Consider the following 25,310-nt stretch of genomic DNA (forward strand, 5'->3'; position numbering starts at 1 on the left):
CCGAAACGGTATGCGGATTATATTTCGGCGACGCGAAATATCGACGTAAAACAAAACAGCCAATAAAAAAGCGCTGTTGGAATCATCCAACAGCGCTTTCGGTCGGGCACTTGGTGCCTCATGTCTCCTCGTTCTCCACCTCAAAAATCTGGGTGCAACAGAACTAAGCAGAATGTTATCGACTGTATTGTTTCGCAACAACCTAGCATTTACCCTAGTGGTGCATAAAAGCACCTTAAGAGGGCGATTTCGGGGTCGTTAACCGTGCATTGCGCGCGTGCCGTTGCTTGAACAGTATTTGTTCGGATATCCAACTAAATGGTTAACCCTGTAGCGGTCTGACACGCGCCACGATTTCACCCACAATGCCACGTCGAAATGCCAGCACGCATGCGATAAAAATCAGGCCCGTCACGATAGTCACGGATTCACCCAGCGAATTGAACCAGTCCACGCCGGTGAGTCGCGCAAGTCCGCCGCCGATATCGCCGAGCCGGTCTTCCAGCGCAACGATGATCGCCGCGCCGAGCAACGGACCGAACATGGTGCTCATGCCGCCGACGAGCGTCATCAGCACCACCAGGCCGGACATCGTCCAGTAGGCATCGCCGAGAGTTTCGAAGCCGAGCACGAGCGTCTTCAGCGCACCGGCAAGCCCTGCGAGACCCGCCGACAACACGAACGCAAGCAGCTTGTAGCGCGCGGTATCGTAGCCGAGCGATACCGCGCGCGGCTCGTTCTCCTTGATCGCGATCAGCACTTGTCCGAACGGCGAATGCACGATACGCACGATCAACGCGAACGCCAGCAACATGACGACGAGCACGACGTAATAGAGCGTAATGTCACTGCCGAGGTTCAACGCGCCGAAGAGCTTGCCGCGCGGCACGCCTTGCAAGCCGTCTTCGCCATGCGTGAACGGCGCCTGCAGGAACACGAAGTAGACCATCTGCGCGAGCGCGAGCGTGACCATCGCGAAGTAGATGCCTTGGCGGCGAATCGCCAGAAGACCGACGATCAATCCAAGCACGGTCGCCACCGCCGTTCCCGCGATCACGCCGAGTTCGGGCGTCAACCCCAATGTCTGGATGGCATAGCCCGCGGTGTAACCCGCGCTTGCCAGAAACATCGCGTGCCCGAAAGACAGCAAGCCCGTATAGCCGATCAACAGATTGAACGCCGCCGCGAACAACGCGAAGCACAGCACTTTCATCATGAAGACCGGATACACGCCCGCGAAGGGCGCGACGATCAAAGCGATCAGCAACAAGCCGTAAAGCGCTTTTCTCTGCATCATTTTTCCTTGCCGAAGAGTCCGGCGGGCCGCACCATCAGCACGAGCGCCATGATGACGAAGACAACCGTCGCGGACGCTTCCGGATAAAACACGCGCGTCAGGCCTTCGATGATGCCGAGCAAAAGACCCGTGAGAATCGAGCCCATGATCGAACCCATGCCGCCGATCACCACGACCGCGAACACGGTGATGATCATCGACTGGCCCATCAGCGGCGACACTTGAATCACCGGCGCGGCCAGCACCCCCGCAAAGGCCGCAAGCGCGACGCCGAAGCCATAGGTGAGCGTGATCATGAGCGGCACGTTGATGCCGAATGCCTCGACGAGCTTCGGGTTCTCCGTGCCCGCGCGCAGATAAGCGCCAATGCGCGTCTTCTCGATCACGAACCATGTCGCGAAGCACACCGCGAGCGATGCCACGACGACCCACGCGCGATAGTTCGGCAGGAACATGAAGCCGAGATTGGTCGCGCCCGTCAGAAGCGAGGGCACGTCGTAAGGCTGACCCGACGAACCATAGACTGAACGGAACACGCCTTCGATCACGAGCGTGAGGCCGAACGTAAGCAACAAGCCGTAGAGATGATCGAGCTTGTACAGCCAACGCAGCATCGAGCGTTCGATAACCATGCCGAAGAGGCCGACGATAAGCGGCGCGAGCACGAGCATCGCCCAATAGGGCACGTTGAGATACGAGGCGCCCATCCACGCGAGCATCGCGCCAAGCATGAACAACGCGCCGTGCGCGAAGTTGATGACGTTGAGCAAGCCGAAGATCACCGCGAGCCCGAGACTCAGGATCGCGTAGAACGAGCCGTTCACCAGTCCGAGGAGCAACTGGCTCATCATCGCGGCGAGCGGAATGCCGAAAATTTCCATTGAACCTGCCGTCAGGAATGGGTCGATTAAGTCATCGCGACAAGCGGCCAATGACAGCCGCTTGCCGCATCAACCGTGTGCGCTTACTTCCACGCCGCGCAGCGCGACTCCGCCTTCGTGCCGAATGCCTGATCGCCGGGAATCGTCGCCGTGATCTTGTAGTAGTCCCACGGCTCCTTCGACTCCGACGGCTTCTTCACTTCCATGAGATACATGTCGTGGATCATCGCGCCGTCCTGGCGGATGGTGCCCTTCGCGTAGAAGTCGTCGATCTTCGTCTGCTTCAACTGCGCCATGATCTTGTCGCTGTCGGTCGTGCCCGTGGCCTGCACGGCCTTCAGATACGTCGTGACAGCCGAATAGTCCGCGGCCTGCAGGCTCGTCGGCATCTTCTTCATCTTGTCGAAGTAGCGCTTGGCCCACGCGCGCGTCTTGTCGTCCTTGTTCCAGTACCAGCTATCCGTCGCCACGAGGCCTTGCGTGGTTTCGAGTCCCAGGCTGTGGATGTCCGTCAGGAAGATCAGCAACGCGGCGAGTTTCATCGACTTGTTGATGCCGAATTCCTTCGCTGCCTTGATCGAGTTGATGGTGTCGCCGCCCGCGTTCGCAAGACCGAGCACCTGCGCCTTCGATCCTTGCGCCTGCAACAGAAACGACGAGAAGTCCGACGCCGACAGCGGATGGCGTACATCGCCGAGCACTTGGCCGCCGTTGGCCTTCACCACGTCGGCCGTGTTCTTTTCGAGCGCCTTGCCGAACGCGTAGTCGGCGGTGAGGAAGTACCACGACTTGCCGCCCTGCTTCGTCACGGCGGAACCGGTGCCCTTGGCGAGCGCCATGGTGTCGTACGCATAGTGCACGGTGTACGGCGTGCACTGCTCGTTCGTGAGGTTGTCCGCGCCCGCGCCGATGTTGATGTACGGAACCTTCTTCTCGCCCGCGACCTGATTGGTGGAAAGCGCGGTAGCCGAGTTCGTGCCGCCGATGATCACGTTCACGCCATCGCGGTCGATCCACTCACGCGCGCGCGATGCCGCGATATCCGCCTTGTTCTGGTGATCCGCATACACGAGTTCGATTTGCTTGCCGTTCACCTTGCCGCCGAAGTCCGCAATCGCCATGCGAATGGCTTCGAGACCGCCCTGGCCGTCGATATCGGCGTAGAGACCCGACAGGTCGGTAATGAAGCCGATCTTCACCGTGTTGCCGTCGGCCGCGTGAGCAGCGTTCATGGACGCCACACTCGCCGCCGCAGCCGCAAAGCAAAAAGTGGAAAGGCGCGCGAGGGTCTTCATTTTCATTGCAGTCTCCGTGAGTTTTTGGTTGTTGCGTGCTGCCTGAGCCGTGCCGCTTTACGTGCCGCTTCAACGTGCCGCGTTTGTCGATTTAAGGACGATTACACCCCGAGCAATTCGTGCAGCACCGGCATCTTCGCTTCGAGTTCCCCCGCGCCGAAATGCTCGACGATGTTTCCATGCTCCATCACATAGAAGCGGTCCGCGAGCGGCGCTGCGAAACGAAAATTCTGTTCGACCATGACGATGGTGTAGCCACGCGCCTTCAGCATGAGGATCATGCGCGCGAGTGTCTGCACGATGACGGGCGCAAGCCCTTCCGATATCTCATCGAGCAGCAGCAAATTGGCGCCGGTGCGCAGAATGCGCGCCACCGCGAGCATTTGCTGTTCGCCGCCCGAGAGCCGCGTGCCCTGACTCGCGCGCCGCTCCTTCAGATTCGGGAACATGGAGTAGATCTCGTCCAGCGGCATCGCCTCTTTCGGATTGCCGGTCACCGGTGGCAAGAGAAGATTTTCTTCGCAGGACAAGCTCGAAAAAATGCCGCGCTCCTCCGGACAATAGCCGACCCCATGATGCGCGATCTTATGTGTGGCAAGCCCAATGGTCTCGCGTCCGCCCACGCGGATAGAGCCCGTGCGTTGCCCGGTCAATCCCATGATGGCGCGCATCGTGGTCGTGCGCCCCGCGCCGTTACGGCCGAGCAGCGTGACCACTTCGCCGCGATTCACCTTCAGATCGACACCATGCAGAATGTGCGATTCGCCGTACCACGCCTGCAAGCCTGCTATTTCCAGCGCGGGCACATGACCCGCTGCGCCGTTCGCCTCTTGCGAGCGGCGCGCTTCCACGATCGTGCTCATGCGTGCGCTCCGGTGAGCGCTGCATCGGCGCTGCCCATGTAGGCTTCCATCACGAGCGGATTCTTCGATACTTCCGCATAGCTGCCTTCCGCGAGCACTTCGCCGCGCTGAAGCACCGTGATGGTGTCGGAGATGCCCGCGATCACGTTCATGTTGTGCTCGACCATCAGAATGGTGCGTCCCGCCGAGACCTTCTTGATGAGCGCCGTCACGCGATCCACGTCCTCGTGCCCCATACCTTGCGTCGGTTCGTCGAGCAGCATGAGTTCGGGTTCCATCGAAAGCGTCGTGGCAATTTCCAGCGCGCGCTTGCGGCCGTATGAAAGCTCGACGGTTTTCGTATCGGCGAAATCGGTCAGGCCCACTTGCGTGAGCAAATCCATCGCGCGGTCGTTGAGGGCATCGAGCGAACGCTCGCTGCGCCAGAACTGGAACGACGTGCCGAGCTGCCGCTGCAGGCCGACGCGCACGTTCTGCAGCACGCTCAAGTGCGGAAACACAGCGGAAATCTGGAACGAACGAATGATGCCGCGCCGCGCGATATGCGCCGGGCGTTCGCGCGTGATGTCGGTGCCGTTGAAGACGATCTGGCCCGCGGTGGGTTCGAGGAACTTGGTGAGAAGGTTGAAGCAGGTCGTCTTGCCCGCGCCGTTGGGACCGATCAGCGCGTGGATCGAACCGCGGCGCACGCGCAGGTTCACGCCATTCACGGCCGTGAAGCCTTTGAATTCCTTCGTGAGCCCTCGCGTTTCCAGAATGGTGTCGCCGAGAATCATGTCCCCTTCCATGCGAAGTGAAACGCTAAGCGGATGACTTCGCCTGCGCCTTATTTTTTATCCGCGCATACCGGACGCGGGTTTCGCGCCGATACCGCTTCGCCTCGTGCGCCGCTGTTGCGGTTGCACAAAAGTGTGCGCGCGATAAGCCGAGCATCACCTGATTCGAGGCCATTGTCGCCGCAATGATGCAGCGCAATCATTGGGATTTGCACTTACTTACGCCGTTGAAAGCTCGGGCTGTCGGACATGCGAAGGCCTCGCATGACGCCGTCTCGTGCGAGGCCGCCAAACGCGCCGTTCATCGTGCGGTCATGCAAGCGCGGTTGCGATGACCTCTTGCGCTTCCATGCCGCGCCGGTCTTCGCGAATCATGTCGCTTGCGCGTTCGGCGATCATCAGCGTCGGCGAATTCGTGTTCCCGGAGGTGATGACCGGCATCACCGATGCATCGACCACGCGCAATCCGCGCACGCCGATCACGCGCAGACGGCTATCGACCACGGCGGCGGGATCGTTGTCCGTGCCCATGCGGCATGTGCCGACCGGATGAAAAATCGTCGTGCCGATATTGCCTGCCGCTTCGATCAGTTCTTCCTGCGTCTGGAACTGGATGCCGGGCAGAATCTCTTCGGGCGCATGTCGCGCCAGCGCGGGCGCGCTGACGATACGTCGCGTGAGCTTCAACGCGTTGACGGCAACTTCGCGGTCGTGTTCCGTGGAAAGATAATTCGGCGCGATGAGCGGTGCCGCGTGCGCATCCGGCGAGCCGATATGCACGCTGCCGCGCGACGTAGGCCGCAGATTGCATACGGACGCCGTGAACGCATTGAATGCGTGCAAGGGCTCGCCGAAGCGTTCGAGCGACAACGGCTGAACGTGATATTCGACATCGGAGCGCTTGATGGATGCGTCGTCGGGATTGGATTTGGCGAACGCGCCGAGTTGCGACGGCGCCATCGACATCGGGCCGCTGCGCAAGAGCGCGTATTGCATGCCGATGAAAAGCTTGCCCCACCATTTGGCCGACAACGTATTGAGCGTGCGCACGCCGTTCACTCTGTATGCCATGCGCAATTGCAGATGGTCCTGCAGATTCTCGCCGACCCCGCGCAGATCGCGCACGACATCGATGCCGAGCCGCTGCAGCCGCGCGCCATTGCCGATGCCCGAGAGCTCGAGAATCTGCGGCGAGTTGACCGCGCCCGCGCTGAGAATCACCTCGCAACGCGCCCGCGCGATGTAATCGACGTCGCCGCCGCGATATTCCACGCCCGAGCACCGCATGCCCTCGAACACGAGCCGTTGCGTGTGCGCGCCGGTGATGGTCGTGAGGTTCGGGCGCTTCATCGCTTCACGCAGGAAGGCTTTGGCCGCGTTCCAGCGAATGCCGCCGCGCTGGTTCACATCGAAATAACCGACGCCTGTGTTGTCGCCGCGATTGAAGTCATCGGTTGCGGGAATGCCGCTTTGCTGCGCGGCTTGCGAGAAGGTTTCGAGAATCTTCCACTTGAGACGCTGTTTTTCCACGCGCCATTCGCCGCCCGCGCCATGCCACTGATTCGCGCCGCCGTGATGATCCTCGCTGCGCTTGAAGATGGGCAGCACGGAATCCCACGACCAGTTCGGGTCGCCGCTGATATGCGCCCAGTCGTCGTAGTCTTCGCGCTGGCCGCGCATGTAGATCATGCCGTTGATGGATGAACATCCGCCGAGCACGCGACCGCGCGGATAAGACAGCGCGCGCCCGTTCAGACCCGCTTCGGCTTGCGTCTTGTACAGCCAGTCCGTGCGCGGATTGCCAATGCAGTACAAGTAGCCGACGGGAATGTGAATCCAGTGATAGTCGTCCTTGCCGCCCGCTTCGAGCAGCAGCACGTTCACGTTGGGGTCTTCGCTGAGGCGATTGGCGAGCACGCATCCGGCCGTGCCCGCGCCGACGATGATGTAGTCGAATTCACCTTCCAGCTTGCGGGCGTCCTGTTTCATCGCTGTCTCCTGATGGCCGGCAATGCCGTCTGTCGCGGCATGGTCTGGCGAGAGTAACGCCGCAAGCCGCAGCAAATCCAATGAGATATGTTCATCGGCGATATAAGTCGCGCTAATATCAGCGCATGGACTACACACTTCTGCGCGCTTTCATCACCGTCGCTCGCGAAGGCAATCTCACGCGCGCGGCGGCGCAATTGCATGTCACTCAGCCAGCGGTCAGTCTCCAGATCAAGAATCTTCAGGAGATGCTCGGCGTCGTGCTGTTCTCGCGGACATCGCACGGACTTTTGTTGACGCGCGACGGCGAAGCGCTGCTGCCGCACGCGGAACGCGCGCTCGTCGCCGCTGCCGATGTCCAACGCGCCGCCGCCGCATTGCGCGACGAAGTGAGCGGCACGTTGCGCATCGGGACGATCCTCGATCCCGAATTTCTGCGCCTTGGCGGCTTTCTGCGGCAACTCGTGGAAGCGTATCCGCGCATTGAAACGGCGTTGCGGCATGGCATGTCGGGTTGGGTGCTCGAACGCGTGAAGGCGCGCGAACTGGATGTCGGCTACTACATCGGCGACCCTGCGGCAGACGGCACGCGCGATGGCGAGCGCTTTCATGTCGTGCGGCTGACGCCCTTCGACTATCGCGTGCTCGCGCCCGCCGGCTGGCATAACCGCGTGAACAAGGGAAAGCGCAACTGGGCGACGCTCGCGCGGTTGCCGTGGATCTGGACGCCGCCGGAATCCGCGCACAACCGGCTGCTATCGAAGATTTTCCGCGACGCCAACGCGTCGCCGACCATCGTCGCCGAAGTGGATCAGGAGCCGTCGATGCTCGATCTCGTCAAATCGGGCGTGGGCCTTTCGCTCGCCCGCGATTCGATCGCGCTTCGGGAGGCGCACGCGCATGCGCTGACAATCGTCGAGGGCGTCACGGTATCGACACAACTGTCGTTCGTGACGCTCGCCGAACGCCGCGAGGAACCGGCGATTGCGGCGGCGCTGCGGCTCATCGACGCCCAATGGTCGATGTAAGGCGAAGTTCAAGCGGCCTTCATCGAAACTTTGCTAGGCTTGAGCGCAGATGCTTCATTCAAGGCAAACCGCTCAACCGGAGTCCTCCATGGCACGCAACATCGAAATCAAGGCACGCGCTCATCAGTTCGACCAATTGCGTGAGCGCGCCGCCGCGCTCGCCACCGACAGGCCGCTGGTGTTTCGCCAGCAGGACTTCTTCTACGACGTTCCCACCGGCCGTCTCAAGTTGCGCCAGTTCGACGACGGCACGCCATCGGAGCTGATCTTCTATCAGCGCGACGACCGCGACGGCCCGAAAGTCTCGTATTACTCGCGCAGTCCCGTGACGAATCCCGAAGCCATGCATACGCTGCTCGCGCAGGCGCTGACCACGCGCGGCATCGTCACGAAGGAAAGGCATGTCTATCTGGTCGGGCGCACGCGTATCCATCTGGATCGCGTGGATGGGCTTGGGGACTTCATCGAACTCGAAGTTCTGCTGGGTCAGGAAGACGACGAAGCCGGCGGCGAGGAAGAGGCGCACGCCATGTTCGCGCGTCTTGGCGTGGAACAGACGGATCTGGTGCCGGTTGCTTATGTCGACTTGCTGAATCCGACGCTTCAGGCGGAATCGGTCGACAAGTGACCTAGCGGCAGCGGACCGTTGCGCTTGAATGTCGTGAGCACGATGTTCGAGCGCACGCTATCGACGCCGGGAACGCGCATCAGCTTCTTCATCACGAAGGTGGACAGCGCGTTCAGATCGGGCGCGACGATCCGCAGAAGGTAATCCGCATCGCCGACGGTCGCGTGGCATTCGAGCACTTCGGGCAGCGTCTCGATCTGCTGCTGAAACTCCTCGATGATCGAATCGCCGTGATGCTTGAGCTTCATGCTCGTGAATGCGGTCACACCGAGGCCGAGCTTTTCTGGCCGCAACACCACCCGATATCCTTCGATCACGCCGGTCGCTTCGAGCCGCTGCAGTCGACGGCCGATCTGCGACGGCGACAGCGGCACCTGCTCGCCCAATTGCTGATGCGTGGCGCGGCCGAAGCGTTGCAGCACATCGAGCAAGGCGAGATCGAAATGATCGAGTTCCAGCATGATTGGGCGCGCGCGAAAGCGAAAACGAAGATGCGACTTTAGCGCATGAAAATGCCATCACTCACATACCCGACGCGCCGAAGGGCCGTTTCGCGCGGAGCTTAACGCCTGCTTACGGCAACCGACAAGGTAACAGCCGTATTACCAACCGTGACATGATCGAAAGGATCGAAAAGCGCCTTTTGCCAGCTTCCCGTCATGGATGGAAGCCGATGCGAAGCTTGGAGAAAGAAATCGTGCTGAAATCTTTCGGTCGTGCAGGCTGATTTATAAGCGCGTGTAATGTAGCCGCGTGACGCGCGCCCGTGGACCCGGCCGATCGACCGGCACTTCTGACTGACGCTGTACAATCAGCAGCGCAACTAGCCTGGGCAACGTTCAGGCAGAAAGTCATCCGGTGTACGGCCGCTCGCGGCTCGAGGTTACGTTCGCGCGACGCCGCATGAGAATCAACGGATTTGATCCGGCTCGAACCCGCGCCGCCGCGTCGTGCATGTCACCGGCTTGGGCGCCGGCTCGGGTTAAACCCATCGTACTTGAGCGAGTTCATGCGAATCCTTCTGATTGAAGACGACCGCCCCATTGCGCGCGGCATCCAGAGCAGCCTCGAACAGTCGGGCTTCACGGTCGATATGGTCCACGACGGCATCTTCGCCGAGCAAGCGCTCGCGCAGAACCGCCACGAACTGGTCATTCTCGATCTGGGCCTGCCGGGCATCGACGGCATGACGCTTCTGGCGCGCTTTCGCCAGAGCAACCGGCATACGCCGGTCATCATCCTCACCGCGCGCGACGAACTGCATGACCGCGTGCAGGGGCTGAACAGCGGCGCCGACGACTACATGCTCAAGCCCTTCGAGCCGCAGGAACTGGAAGCGCGCATTCGCGCCGTGATGCGCCGTAGCGGCCCGCACGGCGACGTGCCGCGCCCCGAAGTCACCTTGGGCGGCTTGCGTCTGTCGGGCGTGGATCGCCGCATTTTCAACGACGAGCGTCCGCTCGAACTGTCGCCGCGCGAATTCGCCGTGCTGGAAATGCTGCTGCTGCGTCATGGCCGCGTCGTCAGCAAGGCGCAATTGCAGGATCACCTGACGCATTTCGGCGGCGATCTCGGCGATACGGCCATCGAAGTTTATGTGCATCGCGTGCGCAAAAAGCTCGAAAACACGCGCGTGGAAATCGTGACGGTGCGCGGCTTCGGCTATTTGCTTCAGGAGATCCGTCAGGCGACGTGATGTCCCGGCGGTAGAACGGTTTGCGACTTCCCACCCGGCGCGCGGGCGATCAGCGTTTCGCCCGCGAAGATTGGCTCGATCTGGCGCGATCTAAGGCCACCGAAGTTCCCGCGTCACCGAGCCTGCGGCGCACGCTGTTGCGCCGCCTGGCCGCGCCGCTGTCCCTGCTCGCGCTGATGAGCGGCCTGATGGCGTACTGGCTCGCGTGGCAGTACACGCAGCACGTGGTGGACCGTTCTCTCGCGGATCTCGCCACCGCCATCTCCAAGCAGATTCAGCTCGCGGGCGTCGATGCCCCCGTCACCGTTCCGCCGCTCGCCCAGGCGATGTTCTCCGATCCGGTGGAGCAACTCGTCTATCGCATCAGCACGGGCGACCAGGAAATTGCCGGCGAGCCCGATCTGCCGCTGACCGGCACCGCCGTGCGGCGCATCCACTATGCATACGTTTTCGAAACGCACTATCAGGGCGTGAGCGTGCGCGCCGCGCAAGTGCGCGTGCCGCAGCCGACGGGCAATCCTATCGTCGTCGAAGTGGCGCAGCGCGTGGGCTCGCGCTACAGAATCGCGGTGGAGTTTCTCTTCGCGATCATGATGCCGCTGCTGCTTTTGCTGCTCGCAGGCTGGGTGATCGTATGGCGCGTGGTGAATCAGCAATTGAACCCGCTCACCGATCTCGCCGACACGCTCAACCAGCAGACCCACATCTCGCTCGAACCCGTCGACGAAACCTTCGTGCCAAGCGAAATCCGTCCGCTCACGAGCGCCATGAACGGCTTGCTCGTGCGTCTTCAGGCCGCGCTCGATGCACAACGCAAATTCATCGCCGATGCCGCGCACCAATTGCGCACGCCGCTTACCGCCGTCAAGCTGCACGCGGAGCAAGCGCTTAGTTCGCGCGATCCGGCGAAGGCCATCGAAGCGGTGAAGGAACTGCGCGCATCGGCGGATCGCGCGGTGCGTTTGTCGAATCAACTGCTTTCGCTCGCGCGCGCCGAACCGGGCGAGCAAGCCGCGCGTTTCACCGACTTCGATCTCGCCACGCTCGCGTTCGAAACCGGCGCGGAATGGGTGCCGCGCGCGTTGTCGGCGGGCGTGGATTTGGGCTTTCAGCGTCTCGACGACCCCGACAACGAACACCCGATGATGGCGCGCGGCAATATCGTGCTGACGCGCGAGGTGATCGCGAATCTCATCGACAACGCGCTCAAGTATGTGCCGCCGTCGCGTCATGAAGGTTCGCGCATCACGCTGACCATCGGCGACTGGCACGATGCGCAAGGCAAGCGTTTCGGCGAGGTGGTCATCGAGGACAACGGTCCCGGTGTGCCGCCGGATCAGCAACCCGATCTCTTCAAGCGCTTCTTCCGTGGCGACGGTCAGATGGTGGAAGGCGGCGCGGGACTCGGGCTCGCCATCGTTCACGACATCATCTCGCTGCACGGCGGCACGGTGCATTACGAAGACGCTCCGGAAGGCGGCGCGCGCTTCATCGTGCGTATGCCGCTCAAGGACGGCGCGGCGCCAGCCGCCGCAAAATAAAAAGCCACGGCATGATTCCATGCAGTGGCTTCTTTACCATGGCGTTGCAAGCGCCTATTTCTTCAGCGCGAGCATGGTTCCGCGACACTTCTTCGCGCCGCAACGGCATTCGTATTCTTTCTTGAGCTTCTTCGTGATGCGGCCTTCGATCACGAGGCCGTAGTCGTAATTGAGCTCTTCTTCCGGCTCGATGTCGCGCAGGGCGTGGATGAACACGCGCCCTTCCACTTCCTCGGCTTCGCAATTCGGCTTGCACGAATGATTGATGTACTTCGCGCTGTTGCCGTCGATCTTGCCGTCGATCACGCTGCCGTCGTCGAGCGCGAAGTAGAACGTGTGATTCGGCTCATCCGGATTGTGCGGATGCCGGCGCAGCGCTTCCTTCCACGAGATACGCTCGCCCTTGTATTCCATCACCTGCTCACCCGCCGCGATGTGCTTCACGGCGAATACGCCCTTGCCATGTACTCCCGAGCGGCGGACGGTGATCCTGCGTGAACTCATCGAACGAATCCTTAATAAACGAGGTGTGGGGTTGGCTTCATGTCCACTTCGTCTTGGATCGTCTCGACGAAAGCGGATAAAAAAAACGCGGTGGCCGCTGAGGCGCCGCGTTGGCATGGTTGAACGTGCTGTTCAACTCAATCGTTATCGTACACTCCCGGGGCGCTGTCGAACAACTGGCCCGTGAGTATCCGTGGGTATCGACTGATGATGTTGGTTAGCGCTGGCCGAACGCCACGTCGCCGAACAGGTTCTTCAGTTCGCGCGGCTGCGAGCGCCAGTATTGCGGCGGCGCCGTGACGGTCGCGCCGAGCTCGGCGGCGGCGTGCCACGCCCAGCGTGGATCGTACAGCGCGGCCCGCGCGATGGCGACGAAGTCCGCCTTGCCGCTACCAACGATAGCTTCGGCTTGCTGCGGCTCCGTGATGAGACCGACCGCGATGGTCGTCACGCCCGTGGCTTCCTTGACCGCCTGTGCGTACGGCACCTGATAGCCCGGCCCGAGCGTGATCTTCTGCAGCGGCGATACGCCGCCCGACGAGACATCGATCCAGTCGACATCGCGCTTCTTCAGTTCCGCCGCGAACGCGATCGTGTCCTCGATGGTCCAGCCGCCCTCGACCCAATCCGTCGCGGACACGCGCACGCCGACGGGCTTGTCGGCGGGAAACGCGGCGCGCACGGCCTCGAAAATCTCGAGCGGATAACGCATGCGATTTTCGAGCGAACCGCCGTATTCGTCGGTGCGCTGATTGGCGAGCGGCGACAGGAACTGATGCAGCAGATAACCATGCGCCGCATGCACTTCGATGCCGTCGATACCAAGCCGCGCCGCCCGTTTCGCCGATGCGACGAACGCTTCCTTCACGCGAATGAGGCCGGCCGCATCGAGCGCGAGCGGCGGCGTCTCGCCTTCCTTGTGCGGAATGGCCGAAGGTGCGTGCGTCATCCAGCCGCCGTCGGCAACCGGGATCAGCTGGCCGCCATCCCACGGCTTGTTGCTCGACGCCTTGCGGCCCGCGTGCGCGAGCTGCATGGTCACGGCGATATCCGAATACTGGCGGATGGCCGCGAGGACCGGACGCAGCGCGGCTTCGGTCGCGTCGTCCCAGAGACCGAGATCGCCGGGCGTGATGCGGCCGTCAGGCTCGACCGCGGTCGCCTCGATGACGAGCATGCCCGCGCCCGAGAGCGCGAGTTGGCCCAGATGGATCATGTGCCACGCAGTGGCCTCGCCGCGTTCGGCGGAGTACTGGCACATCGGCGAAATGACGATGCGATTGGGAAGCTGAAGGCTGCGTAAGGTCTTGGGAGTGAAAAGCGCGCTCATGTCGAAGGCTCGGTGAGAAAAGATGCGATCGAGAATAGCATCGGGATTTCTTCCGTGCAGGATGCATGCGGTGCGACCCGCCGCAATCCGCGCCTTGACCTTCAGCCCTGACGTTCGGTGCAGGGAAACTTGTCGAGCCATTCGTGGAACATGGCGCGCGCCGCGCGTTCGAGGGCGGGACCGTGGCGCGCCGTCTCTTCACGCAGCGTGACGGCCGTGGCGCCGCTCCTGGCGATATCCGCGGGATAGGTGACGAGCCAGCTCTCGAACCGGTCTGGCAGCACTTCGGGATGGCACTGCAGCGCAAGCACATGCTCGCCCCACGAGAACGCCTGATGCGCGCAAGCTTCCGTCGATGCAAGCAAGCTCGCGCCTTGCGGCAAATCGAAGGTGTCGCCGTGCCAGTGAAATACGGGAATGGGTTTGCCATCAGCTTCGAGATGACGCAGCGGCGACGCGCGCCCGGCGTCGGTCAGCGCAAGCGGCGACCAGCCGAGCTCCAGCTTTCCCGACGAATACACGCGCGCGCCGAGCGCACGCGCGATCAGCTGCGAGCCAAGACAGATGCCGATAGTCGGCAAGCCCGCCGCAATGCGCTTTTCGAGCATCGACAAAAGCGGAGCCAGATGGGGATACTGCGCATCGTCGTAGGCGCCGATCGGCCCGCCGAGCACGACCATGAGCGATGCATCGAGCGGATCGGGCGCGTCTATGCGTCCGCGGCCCACGTCGAGATAACGCACGAGATGGCCGCGGTCGCCGAGGACCAGTTCGAGGCTGCCCAGATCTTCGAAATAGACGTGGCGAATCGCCAGGACTTCATGTTTCATCGGCGGGTTTCCGTGGCTCGGACTGCGGAGTAGAGACGAGCCGCGCCTCGCCAGGAGGCGCGACGCGCACAGTCTAACCGACTCGACGCGGCCTCACAGCGTACCTTTGCACCGATCGACCCGGGTTGTCCCGGGCCGTTGCCGTTCAGGCGATTTGCGCGAAGACCTTCCAGCTCTTCTTCTGCGTGGCGACGTCGGCTTCTTCGTATACCGAACAGTCGAGACGCAGATTGGTATCCGCCATGTCGATCTGAAGCAGTGCGCAATGATGCAGCACCTTCTTCGGATTCTTGCTTGGCTGGAAATGCGCGCACGACAGACACATCCGATGCGCCGGAATCTGCTGTTGTGTTTCGAGCTGGCGGATGGTCTTGAGCAAGCTGCGGTAAAGCGCCGCTTGCTCTTCTTCACGCAATGTGCCGACCGCCTTCGCGAGGAAGTCCGGCCATTGCAGCGCGCGCTTGGCGGCCGTGCGGCCGCGTGCGGTCAGACGCACCGCCAGTGCGCGACCGTCGTCGAGTGCACGGCGCTTTTCGACGAGCCCCTTGCCTTCGAGCGTGCTCACGGCGTCGCTGGTGGTCGCGGCGGTCAGCGCGGTTTCCCGTGCAATCTCGCCGAGGCGCATAGGCCCCTTGCGCTGCATCAGCAGTACGAGAATTTCACCCTGGGTTGGCGTAAGCCCCGCGCCTTCCGCCCATTCCCAGGCCTGGCTGCGCATCGCTGTGCTCAGCCTCAGCAGGCCGTGGGTCACCCGCCCCGTCGCCTGCTCTCCGTATAAACCTTCACTCATGATCTTTCGCTTGTTGTTCCGCTTATGGGTTTTGACGGCATGTTCGCTAACCAACGAACACCACGTCCCCTAAGCCGCCCCAGGAACCTGCTGCCTGTGCACTGCTGTCAGTATTCCAAAGACCGCCTTCAGGTCGTGGTCCCCGCCGTCTCAAAATTCAGGCGTACCAAGCCAATTCGCTTTGCCTGAATGGGGGACATGCAACCCTCTTCGTTATGCGCCATCTTGTCACCAGCCACTTCACCACCCTGCTCGACAATCTTCCTTTGCGTCCAAAGTGACCGGTTGCGGCGCTATGTTTTTGCCGACTATAACGCGCCGTCGGCAACGTCGCCATTCTAAGCGACCTAGAACAAACGTACACCTTAATTATTCACGCAAAACTGTGGATAACCCGTGGAAAAACGTAGCGTTTGGTTGTGAGCGAACTCTCGATAAGCCAAGGCATCTTTCGACCACCCTTTGTCTTATCCTTGGCCGCGCGCATCCATTCAACTTTGATTCACCGCCTTATCGTTTTTCCAATTCGTTGACCTTGCAGCGCTTTTTAACGTTTTCCATAGCGTCGCGCAGCCCTCGTTACCTTCTATTACGTAGGTATACGGACTTCTCACGGGAAACCTTAGAGATGCCGTATCGATTCACGTAACGTTCAGGCAACGAGCTTATTCCTAAGTTCCGCATGCACGCGTTTCATACACAACATAGCGAGACCGAAGTTTCAAAGCACGAAGGCCGTTTCGACTTTCATCGAAACGGCCTTTCGTCTTGATTCTCACTTCAACGCGTGTGTAAGGGCAGCGTCATGCGCGCCATTGCAGGCATTGCTGACGTACGGCTTCATGGAGCGACTTCTCTTTGTCGAAAACGCCGCGCAACCAAGTGGCGTCATTCATGCCACCGCGTGCAATATCCGCGATTTGCGCGAGCGCCGCTTGCGAACCCAATGCTTCGGCATGCGGTGCAAGTACATCCAGCGTTGCGAGAATATCTTCGCCGATGGTGTGCCGCTCACCCGACTGCGGATGCACGCAAGTGCCTTCCAGACCGAAGCGGCAAGCTTCGAAACGATTGAATGTGTAGACGAGGTAATCGTCTTCTTGCGGCGTAAGCGGTTTATCGAGCAGCAAATACCGCGACAACGTTTGTATATAGCAAGCAATCGCCGCAGCGCGATCGACAGAAAGTGGCGTATCCATCACGCGAACCTCGATGGTGCCGAAACCCGGCTTTGGCCGGATGTCCCAGTAGAAGTCCTTCATGCTGTTCACGACGCCCGTGTGCACCATCTTCGAAAAGTATTCCTCGAAGCTGTCCCACGTGAGGACAAACGGCGCGCGTCCGGAAAGCGGGAACGCGAATACTGAATTGAGTCGTGCCGAATGGAAGCCGGTATCGACACCCTGGATATACGGCGACGATGCCGAAAGCGCTATGAAGTGCGGAATATAGCGCGACATCGAATGCAACAGGAACAGCGCGCTATTCGGGTCCGGGCAGCCGATATGCACGTGCTGGCCGAACACCGTGAATTGCTTGGCCAGGTAGCCGTATAGTTCGGAGATGTACTGGAAGCGAGGCGCGTCGTAGATCTGCCGGTCGCTCCATTGCTGAAAAGCATGCGTGCCGCCGCCGGCAAGGCCGACATTGAGTTGATCCGCCGCCGCGACCAGCGTATCGCGAATCTTGCGCAGGTCGGTGACGGCCTGTTCATGCGTCGTGCAGATGCCGGTCGAAAGCTCGATCATGCTTTCGGTGATTTCCGGCGTGATGTTGCCCGGAATCTCTTCGTCCTTGATGAGACGCATGAGGTCCGACGCGGCGCGGGTCAGATCGTAGTCGTGCGTATTGACGACCTGGATCTCAAGCTCCACGCCGAAGGTGAACGGCTCGGAGTCGATAAATGGTTCGAGTGCCATGACGCCTCTAAAAAATTCAATGCCCGTGCGGTGCGGTGCGGCGCCTATTCGCGCCGCTCGCCCACCGCCGACAGGCTACGGTACACCAGGAACGGCGACACGATTTGCAGCACGACGATCGAGCACATGACGATCGCACGAAGCGTCGGGTCGTAGCTCGGATAAAGCACGTACATGTCGTCGACGAGCAGGTAGGCAAGCGCGGACATCGGCGTGAGCGCGACGCCCAACGCCGCGCCCTGCTTCCAGTCGAGGCCGCTCGGCTTTGCAAAAATCATCACGCCGGCCAGCTTGCCGATGAAGCGCGCGACGATCAGCGCGAGCGCCGCTACACCGCCAAGCGCGATATCGCGCCATTCGAATGACGTCAGTGTCAGCGCAAAAAGAATGACGGTCAGCAGCCATCCAGCGGAACCGAAATGCGTAGGCCAGAGTTGCGGCTTTTCATCAGCGTTCTTAACGATGATGCCTGCTGCAAGCAGCGCAAGAATGATCGACAGTTTGAAGATATGCGCGATCGCGATAGCCAGCAGCACGAGACCGAACAACGCGACGAAGGAGTGCTCGTCGTTCGCATTCAGACGCCGATACAGCAGGTTGCATGCACGCGCGAGCAGGAAGGCCAGCACGAGCGAACCGATCAGCAGATAAAGCGGCTGCAGAATGGTTGCAAACGCATTGCCGTAAATTTCCTGATGCAACACGCCGGCCGCGAGTTTTTCGACGATCACCGCGTACATGCTGTTCAACGCGGTCAACGTGAGAAGACGCTGCGTAACCTGTCCTTCGGCGCGCAATTCGGTCTTCAATTGGATGACCATTGCGGGCGACGTCGCCATGGCGATGGCCGCGATGACGATCGAAGGCATTGTCGGCACGTTGCATAACATCAACGCAATCAGCACGAAGCCGAAGGTAAGCGTGGCTTCGGCGATGCTCGACAGAATCAGATACGGATTGCGGCGGATCCAGCGCAAATCGAGCCGGCCGCCGAGTTCGAAGAGCAATAGCCCGAGCGCGACATCCAGCAGAGGCCGTGAGATGGCGCCTGCGCTGACGTCGATCACACCGAGCCCCGCGTTACCGGCGATCAGCCCGATGACCGCATAGCCCGTGATACGCGGCAGACGCCATGCGCGCCAGAGCAATTCTCCGGCGAGGCCGGCGGTGACGAGCGCAAGACCTGCCCAAAGAATGGCATTGGGTTCGAGCGGCCAGGCGGGCAAAAACGAAAAGGCCGAATTCATCGTGTTTGCTTCTCCTTCGTTGCAGCAGAGGATGCACGTTCTGTTGCGTGACTTTGCGCGCGCGGCGCATCCGAGCGGCTCGCCTGTTCAGGCGAATGAGTTCATTCAAATGAAACGAAAGCGAACGAACACGGCGTCACGGAACCAGCCGTGCACGAATTAGACGACGCACCCGGCTCCATCGCGCGGCTTACGACTCGCGCGCATTGAGATGGTGACGGATGCGGGCAAGACAAGCGGCGCTTGCCCGGAGGCGGGCCGACGGCCAGACGACAGCGCGGCCTGGTTGATCAGATTCGTGGCGCGCGCTCATCGTTCCGTTGAAGCGGTCGCCGTCTGAACGGCGCGACGCGGGAAGAAGCGCGATTGTGCCATACCTCGATGACCGTGACAGGGAAGTCCAGGCTCATGATTTTTATGAAGTAAAAGCGACAGCCGTGCACGCGTGAAGGCGGCAAGGCTGACCGGCGGGCGGTTTTCGGATTCGATTTCCCTCTTCCGATAGCCTCTGTGTCAGGTGTTTACAGGTTTACTGTATATACATGTAGTAGTAGTTAACAAGCACCTGCCTCACCTGTGGATAAGACCAATTCTCCTTTCCAAACAAGCGATTGTGGAAAGCAGAACGCAGCGGTAAACATGTTCAGGCATGGCGGTCAACTTTGAACAACTTTCGGGACGCTCGGGCACTCGCGCGGGTTGTCCCGTTTACGTGCACAACGAGTCCACAACTCGTTCTTCGGTAAACCCGGGTCTTATCCACAACCCGGCTTGGATAACTACGTTGCTTCGAATTGACCGTGACGCAGCGCTCGCAATAAAAAGCGCGCGGGATCGATCGACTCGGCGAGTTCGCGTTCGATGACCCAAGGTTCGCCTTCGATCTGCGAGACGATGAGTTCCGCGGCGAGCGTCGCCCAGACGAGCCCGCGCGAACCAAAGGCAAACGCGCCATACAAACCCGGCATGCGCGGCAGGTCGAGCGGCCACGCGCCTTTGAGGCGGGCGGCGTCGGCGCGCGCGGCGGCTTCATCGGCGAACTGGCCGATCATCGGCATGCGGTCGCTCGTCACGCAACGGAACGCGACGCGGCCTTGCTTCACATGCGCCGTCGCTTGCAGTGCCGGAAGCATGGCTCCAACGCGCTCGATGTTTTCCCGATGCCCTACGTCACGAACTTCGATATCGGGATCGTCGATGTCATAGGTCGCGCCGATCAGCGTGCCTCGTTCGCCCAAAGGCACCGCATAACCTTCGCCGATGACGGGAACGCGCAATCCATCGAGCGTAGTGCTGTCCAGGACGCTGAGTTGTCCGCGAACGCTGCTCGTCGTTGCATCATCGAGATGTGCGAGTCGCGCAGCTTCATGCGCGTTCGCCAGCACGAGAATCGGCGCTCGCGCGACCTCCGCGTCGTGCGTGTCGAAGACGCGCCAGTTGTCACCATCACGTTCGATGCGCGCCACTTCCGTGTTCATTCGCGTCGTTAGTGCGGCGCCGGCATCGGCAAGCTGCGCCGCGCAGACCGATGCCGGCGAGATCGCGCCGCCGTGCGGGAAGAACCATCCGCCGCGCGCGATATCCACGCCTGCGATACGCGATGAATCGGCGCTGGATACCGAACTCACGTAGTCGCGCGGATACGCGAAACGGGCGATGGCGTCGGCGATCGCGGCGGCGTCTTCGGGCGTGTCCGCGATTTGCAGCAAGCCATCGCGGCTACGTTGCAAGTCGTATGAGCGCGCTTCGAGCGTTTGCCACTGACTCAGCGCGAACAAAAAGCCCGCACGGGTGAGCCGCGCGGCGACGCTGTCATCGCGCCAGACGATGGGATGAAACACGCCAGCCGGATTGCCCGACGCGTCGCGCGCGGGCAGCGCGTGCCGGTCGATGAGCGTGACATGCCAGCCGCGCGCCGCGAGACGCGATGTCATTGCAGAGCCCGCGAGTCCCGCGCCGATCACGATGGCTTCGCGCGACTGGACAGCGGACGCGCGCGGCGGTTCGTGACGACGCACGCGCCAGCGCGGGGCGAAGCGCGCGCTTCGGTCGTCGGCACACGTGAAACCCGAAGCCTCCAATGCGCGTCGCAGCGAGGCGGCGTCCGCGATGTTCGTCGCCGATACGGTTGCATCGTCGCCCGCGAGCCGCGCGATGCCCTTGCACAACCATTGCGGATTGTCGAAGGCGGCGGCGTCGAGATGGAAAGCATCGGCGCGCAGCCACAGTCTCGACAGCATGTCGTTCGCATCGCCGATGGCGAGCGTCAGCACCACGCGCCCTGCATCGAATTCGAGCCGATGCATGCCGGAGACGCGCATCGGCCAGGCGTTTATCAGTGCGTCCGCGAGCGGGTCGCCGTTCTTCGACGGCGCTGCATCGAGCGCATGCAACGGCACGATGACGACTACATGCAGACGTTCGCAGCGCGCGTTGTCATCACGCCAACGTCGCCAGATGTCGAGAAAGCGGTTGGTGTGCGCGAATTGCGTATCGATGAAAATAAAGACGCGCCGATGCCGCCAGCGCGCGGGAAGATCGTGCAGCTCGAAAAGCTTGTCCGTAGGCAACGATGATTCGGTCATGCGAAAAGGGAAGGGAAGCGATGGCGTCCGCTATACCGGACGAAGACGGCAAGACATCGAGCATGTACTAGACAGACGGCGCTTTGGCCGCATGCAAGGCGTTGGGCATCGTGCCTTCGAGCGCGATCGGTTCGACCGCGTGACCGGCGGCGCGCCATGCTTCGAGACCGCCGAAGAGCGGCGCGACATCGTCGAAACCATGCGCGATCAGGTCTTTTGCCGCCAACGCCGCGGATACTTCGTTCGGACAATCGCAGTAGGTCACGATCTTGAGATCGCGCTCGATGCCCGCAAGCTGCGCCGCGATGCCGCCGTGATCGAGCAGCAGCGCGCCCGGAATGGCATACGGGTCCATCGCGCGACGCTCGCCGCGACGAACATCGATGACGAGCGGCCGTGGTTCACTCGCAAGCAACGCGCGCAACTCCGCAACCTCGATGCGCGCCATGCGCAGGCGTCGCAACAACGTGACGCGCCGCCACCAGCGCGCGCCGAGATAAAGCGCGAGCACGACGACCGCGATTGCCAGGACGCCGCGACCGAGCCAGTCGAGCAGGGCGAGCGCCTTATCGACGAGATCGGCGAACATCGCGCCGAATGTCACGCCGAGTCCCGACCAAAGAATCGCGCCGAGTGCGTCATAAAACAGAAAGGTGCCGAAGCCGACGCCGGTCGCGCCCGCCACGGGAATGGCCAGCGTGGAAAGGCCGGGGATGAACTTGGATACCGCGAGAATACGCACGCCGAAGCGGCCGAAGAAGTCGAGACTGCGGTTCACGCACGTGTCGCGCGAGATGGAAAGCTTGCACAGAACGCCCAGCACGCGGCTGCCATAACGGCGTCCGAGCCAGAACCAGAGGGTGTCGCCGAGCAACGCGGCGGTGCTTGCGACCACCACGATAGCGACGAGCGGCGCGAATGCGGAGGCGGGAAACATGGCCGTGAGACCGCTTCTTCCGAGGCTCGCGGTGACTGCGATGGCGCCCGTCAGAACCAATGTGGGCAAGGCTGGCAGCGGCAGACCGAGGCATTCCAGCAGAACGTTGGCAAAAACCAACGGCAGCCCGTATTCGATGATCAGCTCGCGTAGCATGGACCGCACCCCGGAGTTCTGTGCTCAAAAAAACCGCCCGCAAGCCCGGAAAATATAAGGGTAAATCTTTGAAACCCTTGTCCTGATTGGGTTTGCGCTGCGCTATCATACCAAGCGCCGCGTATAGAGGCGGCGCGAGGGCAATGAAGCGAAGCATGGCCGTAGAAGTGGCGCGAAAGAACGCCAGTTCGTCGCAAAGGCGCGCCGGAAGGCCGTCCCTACTCGACTGCACGGCCCGCGCACGTATAATCGGCGCGTTCGCGCTGTTCGTGTCAACCTAAACTGATAAAGGAACCTTAATGAACAAACAGGAATTGATCGACGCCGTAGCCGCTCAGACCGGCGCAAGCAAAGCTCAAACCGGCGAAACGCTGGACACCCTGCTCGAAGTGATCAAGAAGGCTGTCTCGAAAGGTGACGCAGTGCAGTTGATCGGCTTCGGCAGCTTCGGTTCGGGCAAGCGCGCAGCGCGCACCGGCCGTAATCCGAAGACGGGCGAGTCCATCAAGATTCCGGCCGCAAAGACGGTGAAGTTCACGGCTGGCAAGGCATTCAAGGACGCAGTGAACAAGCGGTAAGTTTCTTGCCGATTGTGGCGCTACGCGCTCTTAGCGCGGCGCCTCGGAATCAGGTTAATCCGCGTGCGCGCAGACAGACCGCAGCAACACATAAACCCGCCTTCGGCGGGTTTTTTTTCGCGCGCTCGACTCGTGCGGTTTGGCTCAGTGCGTCTGGCCGTCGCAGCCGCAATCCGGACCGTGCTCGTGATCGTCATCGCCGTGTTCATGCTCGTGATCGTCAATATCCCAGGCAGGAAACGGATCGTTCAGATGCCGCCAGCCGTCCGAGCCGAGCAGCCATTCCTCGTCGGTGAGCAGGCATGCATCGAAGTTGGCGTCCCATGCCGCCACGTCGAGATTGAGGCCGATCAGCACCAGCTCTTGCCTGCGATCGCCAACGCTGTTGTCATCCGGGTCACCGAACCATTCCGCGACGATATCCGCTTCGAGCTCGGGATCGTCCGTTGGCCATTCGCTGCGATCCTGCGCCGCCCACCACACGCCCGCCGGACCATGCCGCAGCGTCCCGCCCGCTTGCGACAACGCCCCGCCCACTTCGCTTCTCGTGGCGAGCCAGAAGAATCCCTTGGCGCGCAACACGTCCGTCCATTCGCGATGCAGCAGTTCCCACAGTCTTTGCGGATGAAAAGGCCGGCGCGCGCGATAGACGAGATGCCCGACACCCGACGCATCCGGCTCGCCGTTCGACGGATGCTCGTCGTTGAGAATCGCGAGCCAGCCAGGCGCGCTTGCCGTGTTGTCCAAATCGAAGCGGTTCGTATCGAGCACGTCGGCTATGGGCGCCTTGCCTGACTGCGTCTGCACCTGAAGCGCGCGCGGATTGAGCGCATGAAGAATGCTCGCGAGCGTTTCGAGCGCCTCTTCGTCGACGAGGTCGATCTTGTTGATCACAATGACATCGCAGAATTCGATCTGCTCGATGAGCGACTCGACCACCGTCCTGCCTTCTTCGTGCGCCTCATCGTGCGATGCAAGGCCGCGTTGCGCGAGCGAATCCGTCGATGCGTAATCGCGCAGGAAGCTCGCCGCATCGATCACGGTGACGAAGGTATCGAGCACGGCCTGACCGCCGAGCGTCGCTTGCTCGTCGTCGCCGAAAGCAAGTTGCTCCGCGATATCGAGCGGGTTCACGAACGGCGGCAACTCGACGACGATCGCATCGAATCGCTGCTGTTCGGCAAGCGCTGCGATGTCGCGCTCGATTGCTTCGACCGGGTCCGCTTCGTGAGCGACGCTAACGGCGCCAACGCGCACGCCTTCATCGTTGGCGAGCATGGCATTGACGAGCGCGGACTTTCCCGCGCCGGTGAATCCGGAAATCACGGTGACTGGGAGTGGCGTTGAGTTCATTGCGATGATGACCGGCGAGCGGCAATTGGGAGGCAGGCGGACACGCGGCAAACGGCAAGCCCCGCGCACAGGCGAAGCGACACGCCGGACAATGGTCAACGGTGCGCGCTGTCGGAGAAGGGATTTTGCATCAAATGCAGATGAAAGGCGCAAGGACGCAAGCGCCTGAGCGCCGGGCCGAACTTACTTGGAAGCCTGAAGCAACTTCCAGCGACGCAGGATATCGATGATCTGCGAGGAATACTTGTCGCGCAATGCGGGTGTTTCGGAATGGTAAGCACCGACGGCCTGCCATGAATTGCCATACTTGTTCATCTTCTGGCGCAGATGCCATGCGGCCACGTACACGGCCTTGCACGGTTCCATCAGCGTGCCGCTGGAGATACCGTATTGAGCCAGCGTGTTGAGATGAATCGAGTTGATCTGCATCAGACCGTAGTCGGTCGAGCCGTTGGCGTTCTTGTTGATGGCGTCGGGTTTGTTGTGCGATTCCTGCCAAGCGATGGCGCGCAAGATGAGCGGATTGACCTTTTGATACTTCGCTGCCTCGTCGAAGCAGTCGGCGTGTGCGGAAGCAGCCGCGAGCATCACGCCGCTGGCCATCGCAAGTAATCGCAGGAATATCTTCATCTTCTTTCTACTCCATCCGCCCACGCGGAAAAGCGTCACGCCGCCATTTCGGCGACCGGGCGCCTAACGTCATTCATCCGCGTCGGCGCCAGTCAAAGCACGCTCGCAGCCGTATGGCATCGGGAAAACCCACCCCCGATGTCGCCGCCCGGAATGCGGAACCGCCCGTATCATACCCGCTGAAGTTTGACGCCATAAGTTAGCCACCAGACATACACCCCGGCGAGGGCGCGCCATAGGTCAGCCGTTTTCCGCCAGCCGCGCGGCGGAAGGCGTTCTTAAACGTCTGAATAATAAGACTTCGAGTCGGGTTACAATTCGTCTCCCGCGCGCATGGGCCAGCCTGTGAAGGCTTCACAGACGGTTTATCGGCAAGTTCGTTGAAAGCTTGAGAGCGGCGGAATTCAGTAAGCGAAGGCGGCTAGAGAAAATTCTGGTCTTGAACGATTTTTTGAAT

General features: G+C 61.3%; 23 protein-coding genes. 6 read left to right on the top strand and 17 right to left on the bottom strand.

Annotated elements, in window-relative coordinates; genetic code table 11:
* Positions 1-322: 322 nt before the first annotated feature.
* The 6 genes from NCT04_RS14650 to NCT04_RS14675 all read right to left on the bottom strand — a co-directional run bounded on the left by NCT04_RS14650 (position 323) and on the right by NCT04_RS14675 (position 7,101).
* A complete protein-coding gene (locus NCT04_RS14650; RefSeq protein WP_244828141.1) occupies positions 323-1,294 on the bottom strand; it encodes a branched-chain amino acid ABC transporter permease in 972 nt (323 codons plus the stop codon).
* A complete protein-coding gene (locus NCT04_RS14655; protein WP_250466201.1) occupies positions 1,294-2,178 on the bottom strand; it encodes a branched-chain amino acid ABC transporter permease in 885 nt (294 codons plus the stop codon). The genes NCT04_RS14650 and NCT04_RS14655 overlap by 1 nt, the downstream gene beginning before the upstream one ends.
* An 83-nt stretch (positions 2,179-2,261) precedes the next feature.
* Complete coding sequence (locus NCT04_RS14660; protein ID WP_244826621.1) at positions 2,262-3,479, bottom strand: ABC transporter substrate-binding protein; 1,218 nt, start codon at positions 3,477-3,479, stop codon at positions 2,262-2,264.
* Positions 3,480-3,574: 95 nt separating this feature from the next.
* Positions 3,575-4,336: an ABC transporter ATP-binding protein gene (locus NCT04_RS14665; RefSeq protein ID WP_250466203.1), complete on the bottom strand. Its 762-nt coding sequence runs from the start codon at positions 4,334-4,336 to the stop codon at positions 3,575-3,577.
* Positions 4,333-5,112: an ABC transporter ATP-binding protein gene (locus tag NCT04_RS14670; protein ID WP_244826623.1), complete on the bottom strand. Its 780-nt coding sequence runs from the start codon at positions 5,110-5,112 to the stop codon at positions 4,333-4,335. Before NCT04_RS14670 ends, NCT04_RS14665 begins: the two co-directional genes overlap by 4 nt.
* A 312-nt stretch (positions 5,113-5,424) precedes the next feature.
* Positions 5,425-7,101 (bottom strand): GMC family oxidoreductase, encoded by a 1,677-nt coding sequence (locus NCT04_RS14675; RefSeq protein ID WP_250466205.1) that lies wholly within the window; start codon positions 7,099-7,101, stop codon positions 5,425-5,427.
* 125 nt (positions 7,102-7,226) lie between these two features.
* Between NCT04_RS14675 and NCT04_RS14680 the strand changes: the two genes are divergently transcribed.
* A complete protein-coding gene (locus NCT04_RS14680; RefSeq protein WP_250466207.1) occupies positions 7,227-8,129 on the top strand; it encodes a LysR family transcriptional regulator in 903 nt (300 codons plus the stop codon).
* A gap of 88 nt (positions 8,130-8,217) precedes the next feature.
* On the top strand, positions 8,218-8,757 hold the full coding sequence (locus tag NCT04_RS14685) for a class IV adenylate cyclase (RefSeq protein WP_244826626.1): 540 nt from the start codon (positions 8,218-8,220) through the stop codon (positions 8,755-8,757).
* Here NCT04_RS14685 and NCT04_RS14690 read toward each other — a convergent pair.
* A complete protein-coding gene (locus NCT04_RS14690) occupies positions 8,733-9,218 on the bottom strand; it encodes an Lrp/AsnC family transcriptional regulator (RefSeq protein WP_250466209.1) in 486 nt (161 codons plus the stop codon). The genes NCT04_RS14685 and NCT04_RS14690 overlap by 25 nt on opposite strands.
* 2 nt (positions 9,219-9,220) lie before the next feature.
* Between NCT04_RS14690 and NCT04_RS14695 the strand changes: the two genes are divergently transcribed.
* The 3 genes from NCT04_RS14695 to NCT04_RS14705 all read left to right on the top strand — a co-directional run bounded on the left by NCT04_RS14695 (position 9,221) and on the right by NCT04_RS14705 (position 11,994).
* A complete protein-coding gene (locus tag NCT04_RS14695; RefSeq protein ID WP_250466211.1) occupies positions 9,221-9,484 on the top strand; it encodes a hypothetical protein in 264 nt (87 codons plus the stop codon).
* A gap of 282 nt (positions 9,485-9,766) precedes the next feature.
* On the top strand, positions 9,767-10,453 hold the full coding sequence (locus NCT04_RS14700; protein WP_244826629.1) for a response regulator transcription factor: 687 nt from the start codon (positions 9,767-9,769) through the stop codon (positions 10,451-10,453).
* Positions 10,454-10,473: 20 nt separating this feature from the next.
* Entirely contained in the window at positions 10,474-11,994 is a 1,521-nt protein-coding gene (locus NCT04_RS14705; protein WP_370652049.1) for a sensor histidine kinase, read from the top strand.
* Between the two features lie 54 nt (positions 11,995-12,048).
* Here the strand turns inward: NCT04_RS14705 and NCT04_RS14710 are convergent, their stop codons facing one another.
* From NCT04_RS14710 to NCT04_RS14745, 8 genes are all read right to left on the bottom strand, one after another.
* Entirely contained in the window at positions 12,049-12,498 is a 450-nt protein-coding gene (locus NCT04_RS14710; RefSeq protein WP_244826630.1) for an SET domain-containing protein, read from the bottom strand.
* Between the two features lie 217 nt (positions 12,499-12,715).
* Positions 12,716-13,828 carry an NADH:flavin oxidoreductase/NADH oxidase gene (locus tag NCT04_RS14715; RefSeq protein ID WP_244826631.1) on the bottom strand — a complete coding sequence of 371 codons (1,113 nt, stop codon included), beginning with the start codon at positions 13,826-13,828 and terminating at the stop codon, positions 12,716-12,718.
* Positions 13,829-13,929: 101 nt separating this feature from the next.
* A complete protein-coding gene (locus tag NCT04_RS14720) occupies positions 13,930-14,658 on the bottom strand; it encodes a glutamine amidotransferase (protein WP_250466213.1) in 729 nt (242 codons plus the stop codon).
* A 145-nt stretch (positions 14,659-14,803) separates the two neighbouring features.
* Positions 14,804-15,448, bottom strand: coding sequence for a MarR family winged helix-turn-helix transcriptional regulator (locus NCT04_RS14725; RefSeq protein WP_244826633.1), 645 nt, complete (start codon positions 15,446-15,448; stop codon positions 14,804-14,806).
* An 803-nt stretch (positions 15,449-16,251) separates the two neighbouring features.
* On the bottom strand, positions 16,252-17,367 hold the full coding sequence (locus NCT04_RS14730; protein WP_244826634.1) for a YbdK family carboxylate-amine ligase: 1,116 nt from the start codon (positions 17,365-17,367) through the stop codon (positions 16,252-16,254).
* Positions 17,368-17,411: 44 nt separating this feature from the next.
* Complete coding sequence (locus tag NCT04_RS14735) at positions 17,412-18,614, bottom strand: cation:proton antiporter (RefSeq protein WP_250466215.1); 1,203 nt, start codon at positions 18,612-18,614, stop codon at positions 17,412-17,414.
* Between the two features lie 779 nt (positions 18,615-19,393).
* Positions 19,394-21,184, bottom strand: a complete 1,791-nt coding sequence (mnmC, locus tag NCT04_RS14740; RefSeq protein ID WP_350030013.1) for a bifunctional tRNA (5-methylaminomethyl-2-thiouridine)(34)-methyltransferase MnmC2/FAD-dependent 5-carboxymethylaminomethyl-2-thiouridine(34) oxidoreductase MnmC1 — start codon at positions 21,182-21,184, stop codon at positions 19,394-19,396.
* An 82-nt stretch (positions 21,185-21,266) separates the two neighbouring features.
* Entirely contained in the window at positions 21,267-22,292 is a 1,026-nt protein-coding gene (locus NCT04_RS14745) for a DedA family protein/thiosulfate sulfurtransferase GlpE (RefSeq protein ID WP_250466218.1), read from the bottom strand.
* Between the two features lie 299 nt (positions 22,293-22,591).
* Between NCT04_RS14745 and NCT04_RS14750 the strand changes: the two genes are divergently transcribed.
* Complete coding sequence (locus NCT04_RS14750; protein WP_008352404.1) at positions 22,592-22,870, top strand: HU family DNA-binding protein; 279 nt, start codon at positions 22,592-22,594, stop codon at positions 22,868-22,870.
* 144 nt (positions 22,871-23,014) lie between these two features.
* Here the strand turns inward: NCT04_RS14750 and NCT04_RS14755 are convergent, their stop codons facing one another.
* Together NCT04_RS14755 and NCT04_RS14760 are read right to left on the bottom strand one after the other, a co-directional pair.
* A complete protein-coding gene (locus tag NCT04_RS14755) occupies positions 23,015-24,223 on the bottom strand; it encodes a GTP-binding protein (protein ID WP_250466220.1) in 1,209 nt (402 codons plus the stop codon).
* A 183-nt stretch (positions 24,224-24,406) separates the two neighbouring features.
* The gene (locus NCT04_RS14760) at positions 24,407-24,853 is read right to left on the bottom strand and encodes a lytic transglycosylase domain-containing protein (protein ID WP_250466222.1); all 447 of its coding nucleotides are present in this window, start codon (positions 24,851-24,853) and stop codon (positions 24,407-24,409) included.
* Positions 24,854-25,310 lie beyond the last annotated feature (457 nt).

The sequence above is a fragment of the Caballeronia sp. GAFFF2 genome (genome assembly GCF_023631485.1).
In the GTDB taxonomy this organism is placed as follows: domain Bacteria; phylum Pseudomonadota; class Gammaproteobacteria; order Burkholderiales; family Burkholderiaceae; genus Caballeronia.

What these genes read in the sequence shown, in the direction of transcription:
- NCT04_RS14650 (WP_244828141.1), bottom strand. Translation starts at nt 1,294, where the DNA reads ATGCAGAGAAAAGCGCTTTACGGCTTGTTGCTGATCGCTTTGATCGTC.
- NCT04_RS14655 (WP_250466201.1), bottom strand. Translation starts at nt 2,178, where the DNA reads ATGGAAATTTTCGGCATTCCGCTCGCCGCGATGATGAGCCAGTTGCTC.
- NCT04_RS14660 (WP_244826621.1), bottom strand. Translation starts at nt 3,479, where the DNA reads ATGAAAATGAAGACCCTCGCGCGCCTTTCCACTTTTTGCTTTGCGGCT.
- NCT04_RS14665 (WP_250466203.1), bottom strand. Translation starts at nt 4,336, where the DNA reads ATGAGCACGATCGTGGAAGCGCGCCGCTCGCAAGAGGCGAACGGCGCA.
- NCT04_RS14670 (WP_244826623.1), bottom strand. Translation starts at nt 5,112, where the DNA reads ATGATTCTCGGCGACACCATTCTGGAAACGCGAGGGCTCACGAAGGAA.
- NCT04_RS14675 (WP_250466205.1), bottom strand. Translation starts at nt 7,101, where the DNA reads ATGAAACAGGACGCCCGCAAGCTGGAAGGTGAATTCGACTACATCATC.
- NCT04_RS14680 (WP_250466207.1), top strand. Translation starts at nt 7,227, where the DNA reads ATGGACTACACACTTCTGCGCGCTTTCATCACCGTCGCTCGCGAAGGC.
- NCT04_RS14685 (WP_244826626.1), top strand. Translation starts at nt 8,218, where the DNA reads ATGGCACGCAACATCGAAATCAAGGCACGCGCTCATCAGTTCGACCAA.
- NCT04_RS14690 (WP_250466209.1), bottom strand. Translation starts at nt 9,218, where the DNA reads ATGCTGGAACTCGATCATTTCGATCTCGCCTTGCTCGATGTGCTGCAA.
- NCT04_RS14700 (WP_244826629.1), top strand. Translation starts at nt 9,767, where the DNA reads ATGCGAATCCTTCTGATTGAAGACGACCGCCCCATTGCGCGCGGCATC.
- NCT04_RS14710 (WP_244826630.1), bottom strand. Translation starts at nt 12,498, where the DNA reads ATGAGTTCACGCAGGATCACCGTCCGCCGCTCGGGAGTACATGGCAAG.
- NCT04_RS14715 (WP_244826631.1), bottom strand. Translation starts at nt 13,828, where the DNA reads ATGAGCGCGCTTTTCACTCCCAAGACCTTACGCAGCCTTCAGCTTCCC.
- NCT04_RS14720 (WP_250466213.1), bottom strand. Translation starts at nt 14,658, where the DNA reads ATGAAACATGAAGTCCTGGCGATTCGCCACGTCTATTTCGAAGATCTG.
- NCT04_RS14725 (WP_244826633.1), bottom strand. Translation starts at nt 15,448, where the DNA reads ATGAGTGAAGGTTTATACGGAGAGCAGGCGACGGGGCGGGTGACCCAC.
- NCT04_RS14730 (WP_244826634.1), bottom strand. Translation starts at nt 17,367, where the DNA reads ATGGCACTCGAACCATTTATCGACTCCGAGCCGTTCACCTTCGGCGTG.
- NCT04_RS14735 (WP_250466215.1), bottom strand. Translation starts at nt 18,614, where the DNA reads ATGAATTCGGCCTTTTCGTTTTTGCCCGCCTGGCCGCTCGAACCCAAT.
- NCT04_RS14745 (WP_250466218.1), bottom strand. Translation starts at nt 22,292, where the DNA reads ATGCTACGCGAGCTGATCATCGAATACGGGCTGCCGTTGGTTTTTGCC.
- NCT04_RS14750 (WP_008352404.1), top strand. Translation starts at nt 22,592, where the DNA reads ATGAACAAACAGGAATTGATCGACGCCGTAGCCGCTCAGACCGGCGCA.
- NCT04_RS14755 (WP_250466220.1), bottom strand. Translation starts at nt 24,223, where the DNA reads ATGAACTCAACGCCACTCCCAGTCACCGTGATTTCCGGATTCACCGGC.
- NCT04_RS14760 (WP_250466222.1), bottom strand. Translation starts at nt 24,853, where the DNA reads ATGAAGATATTCCTGCGATTACTTGCGATGGCCAGCGGCGTGATGCTC.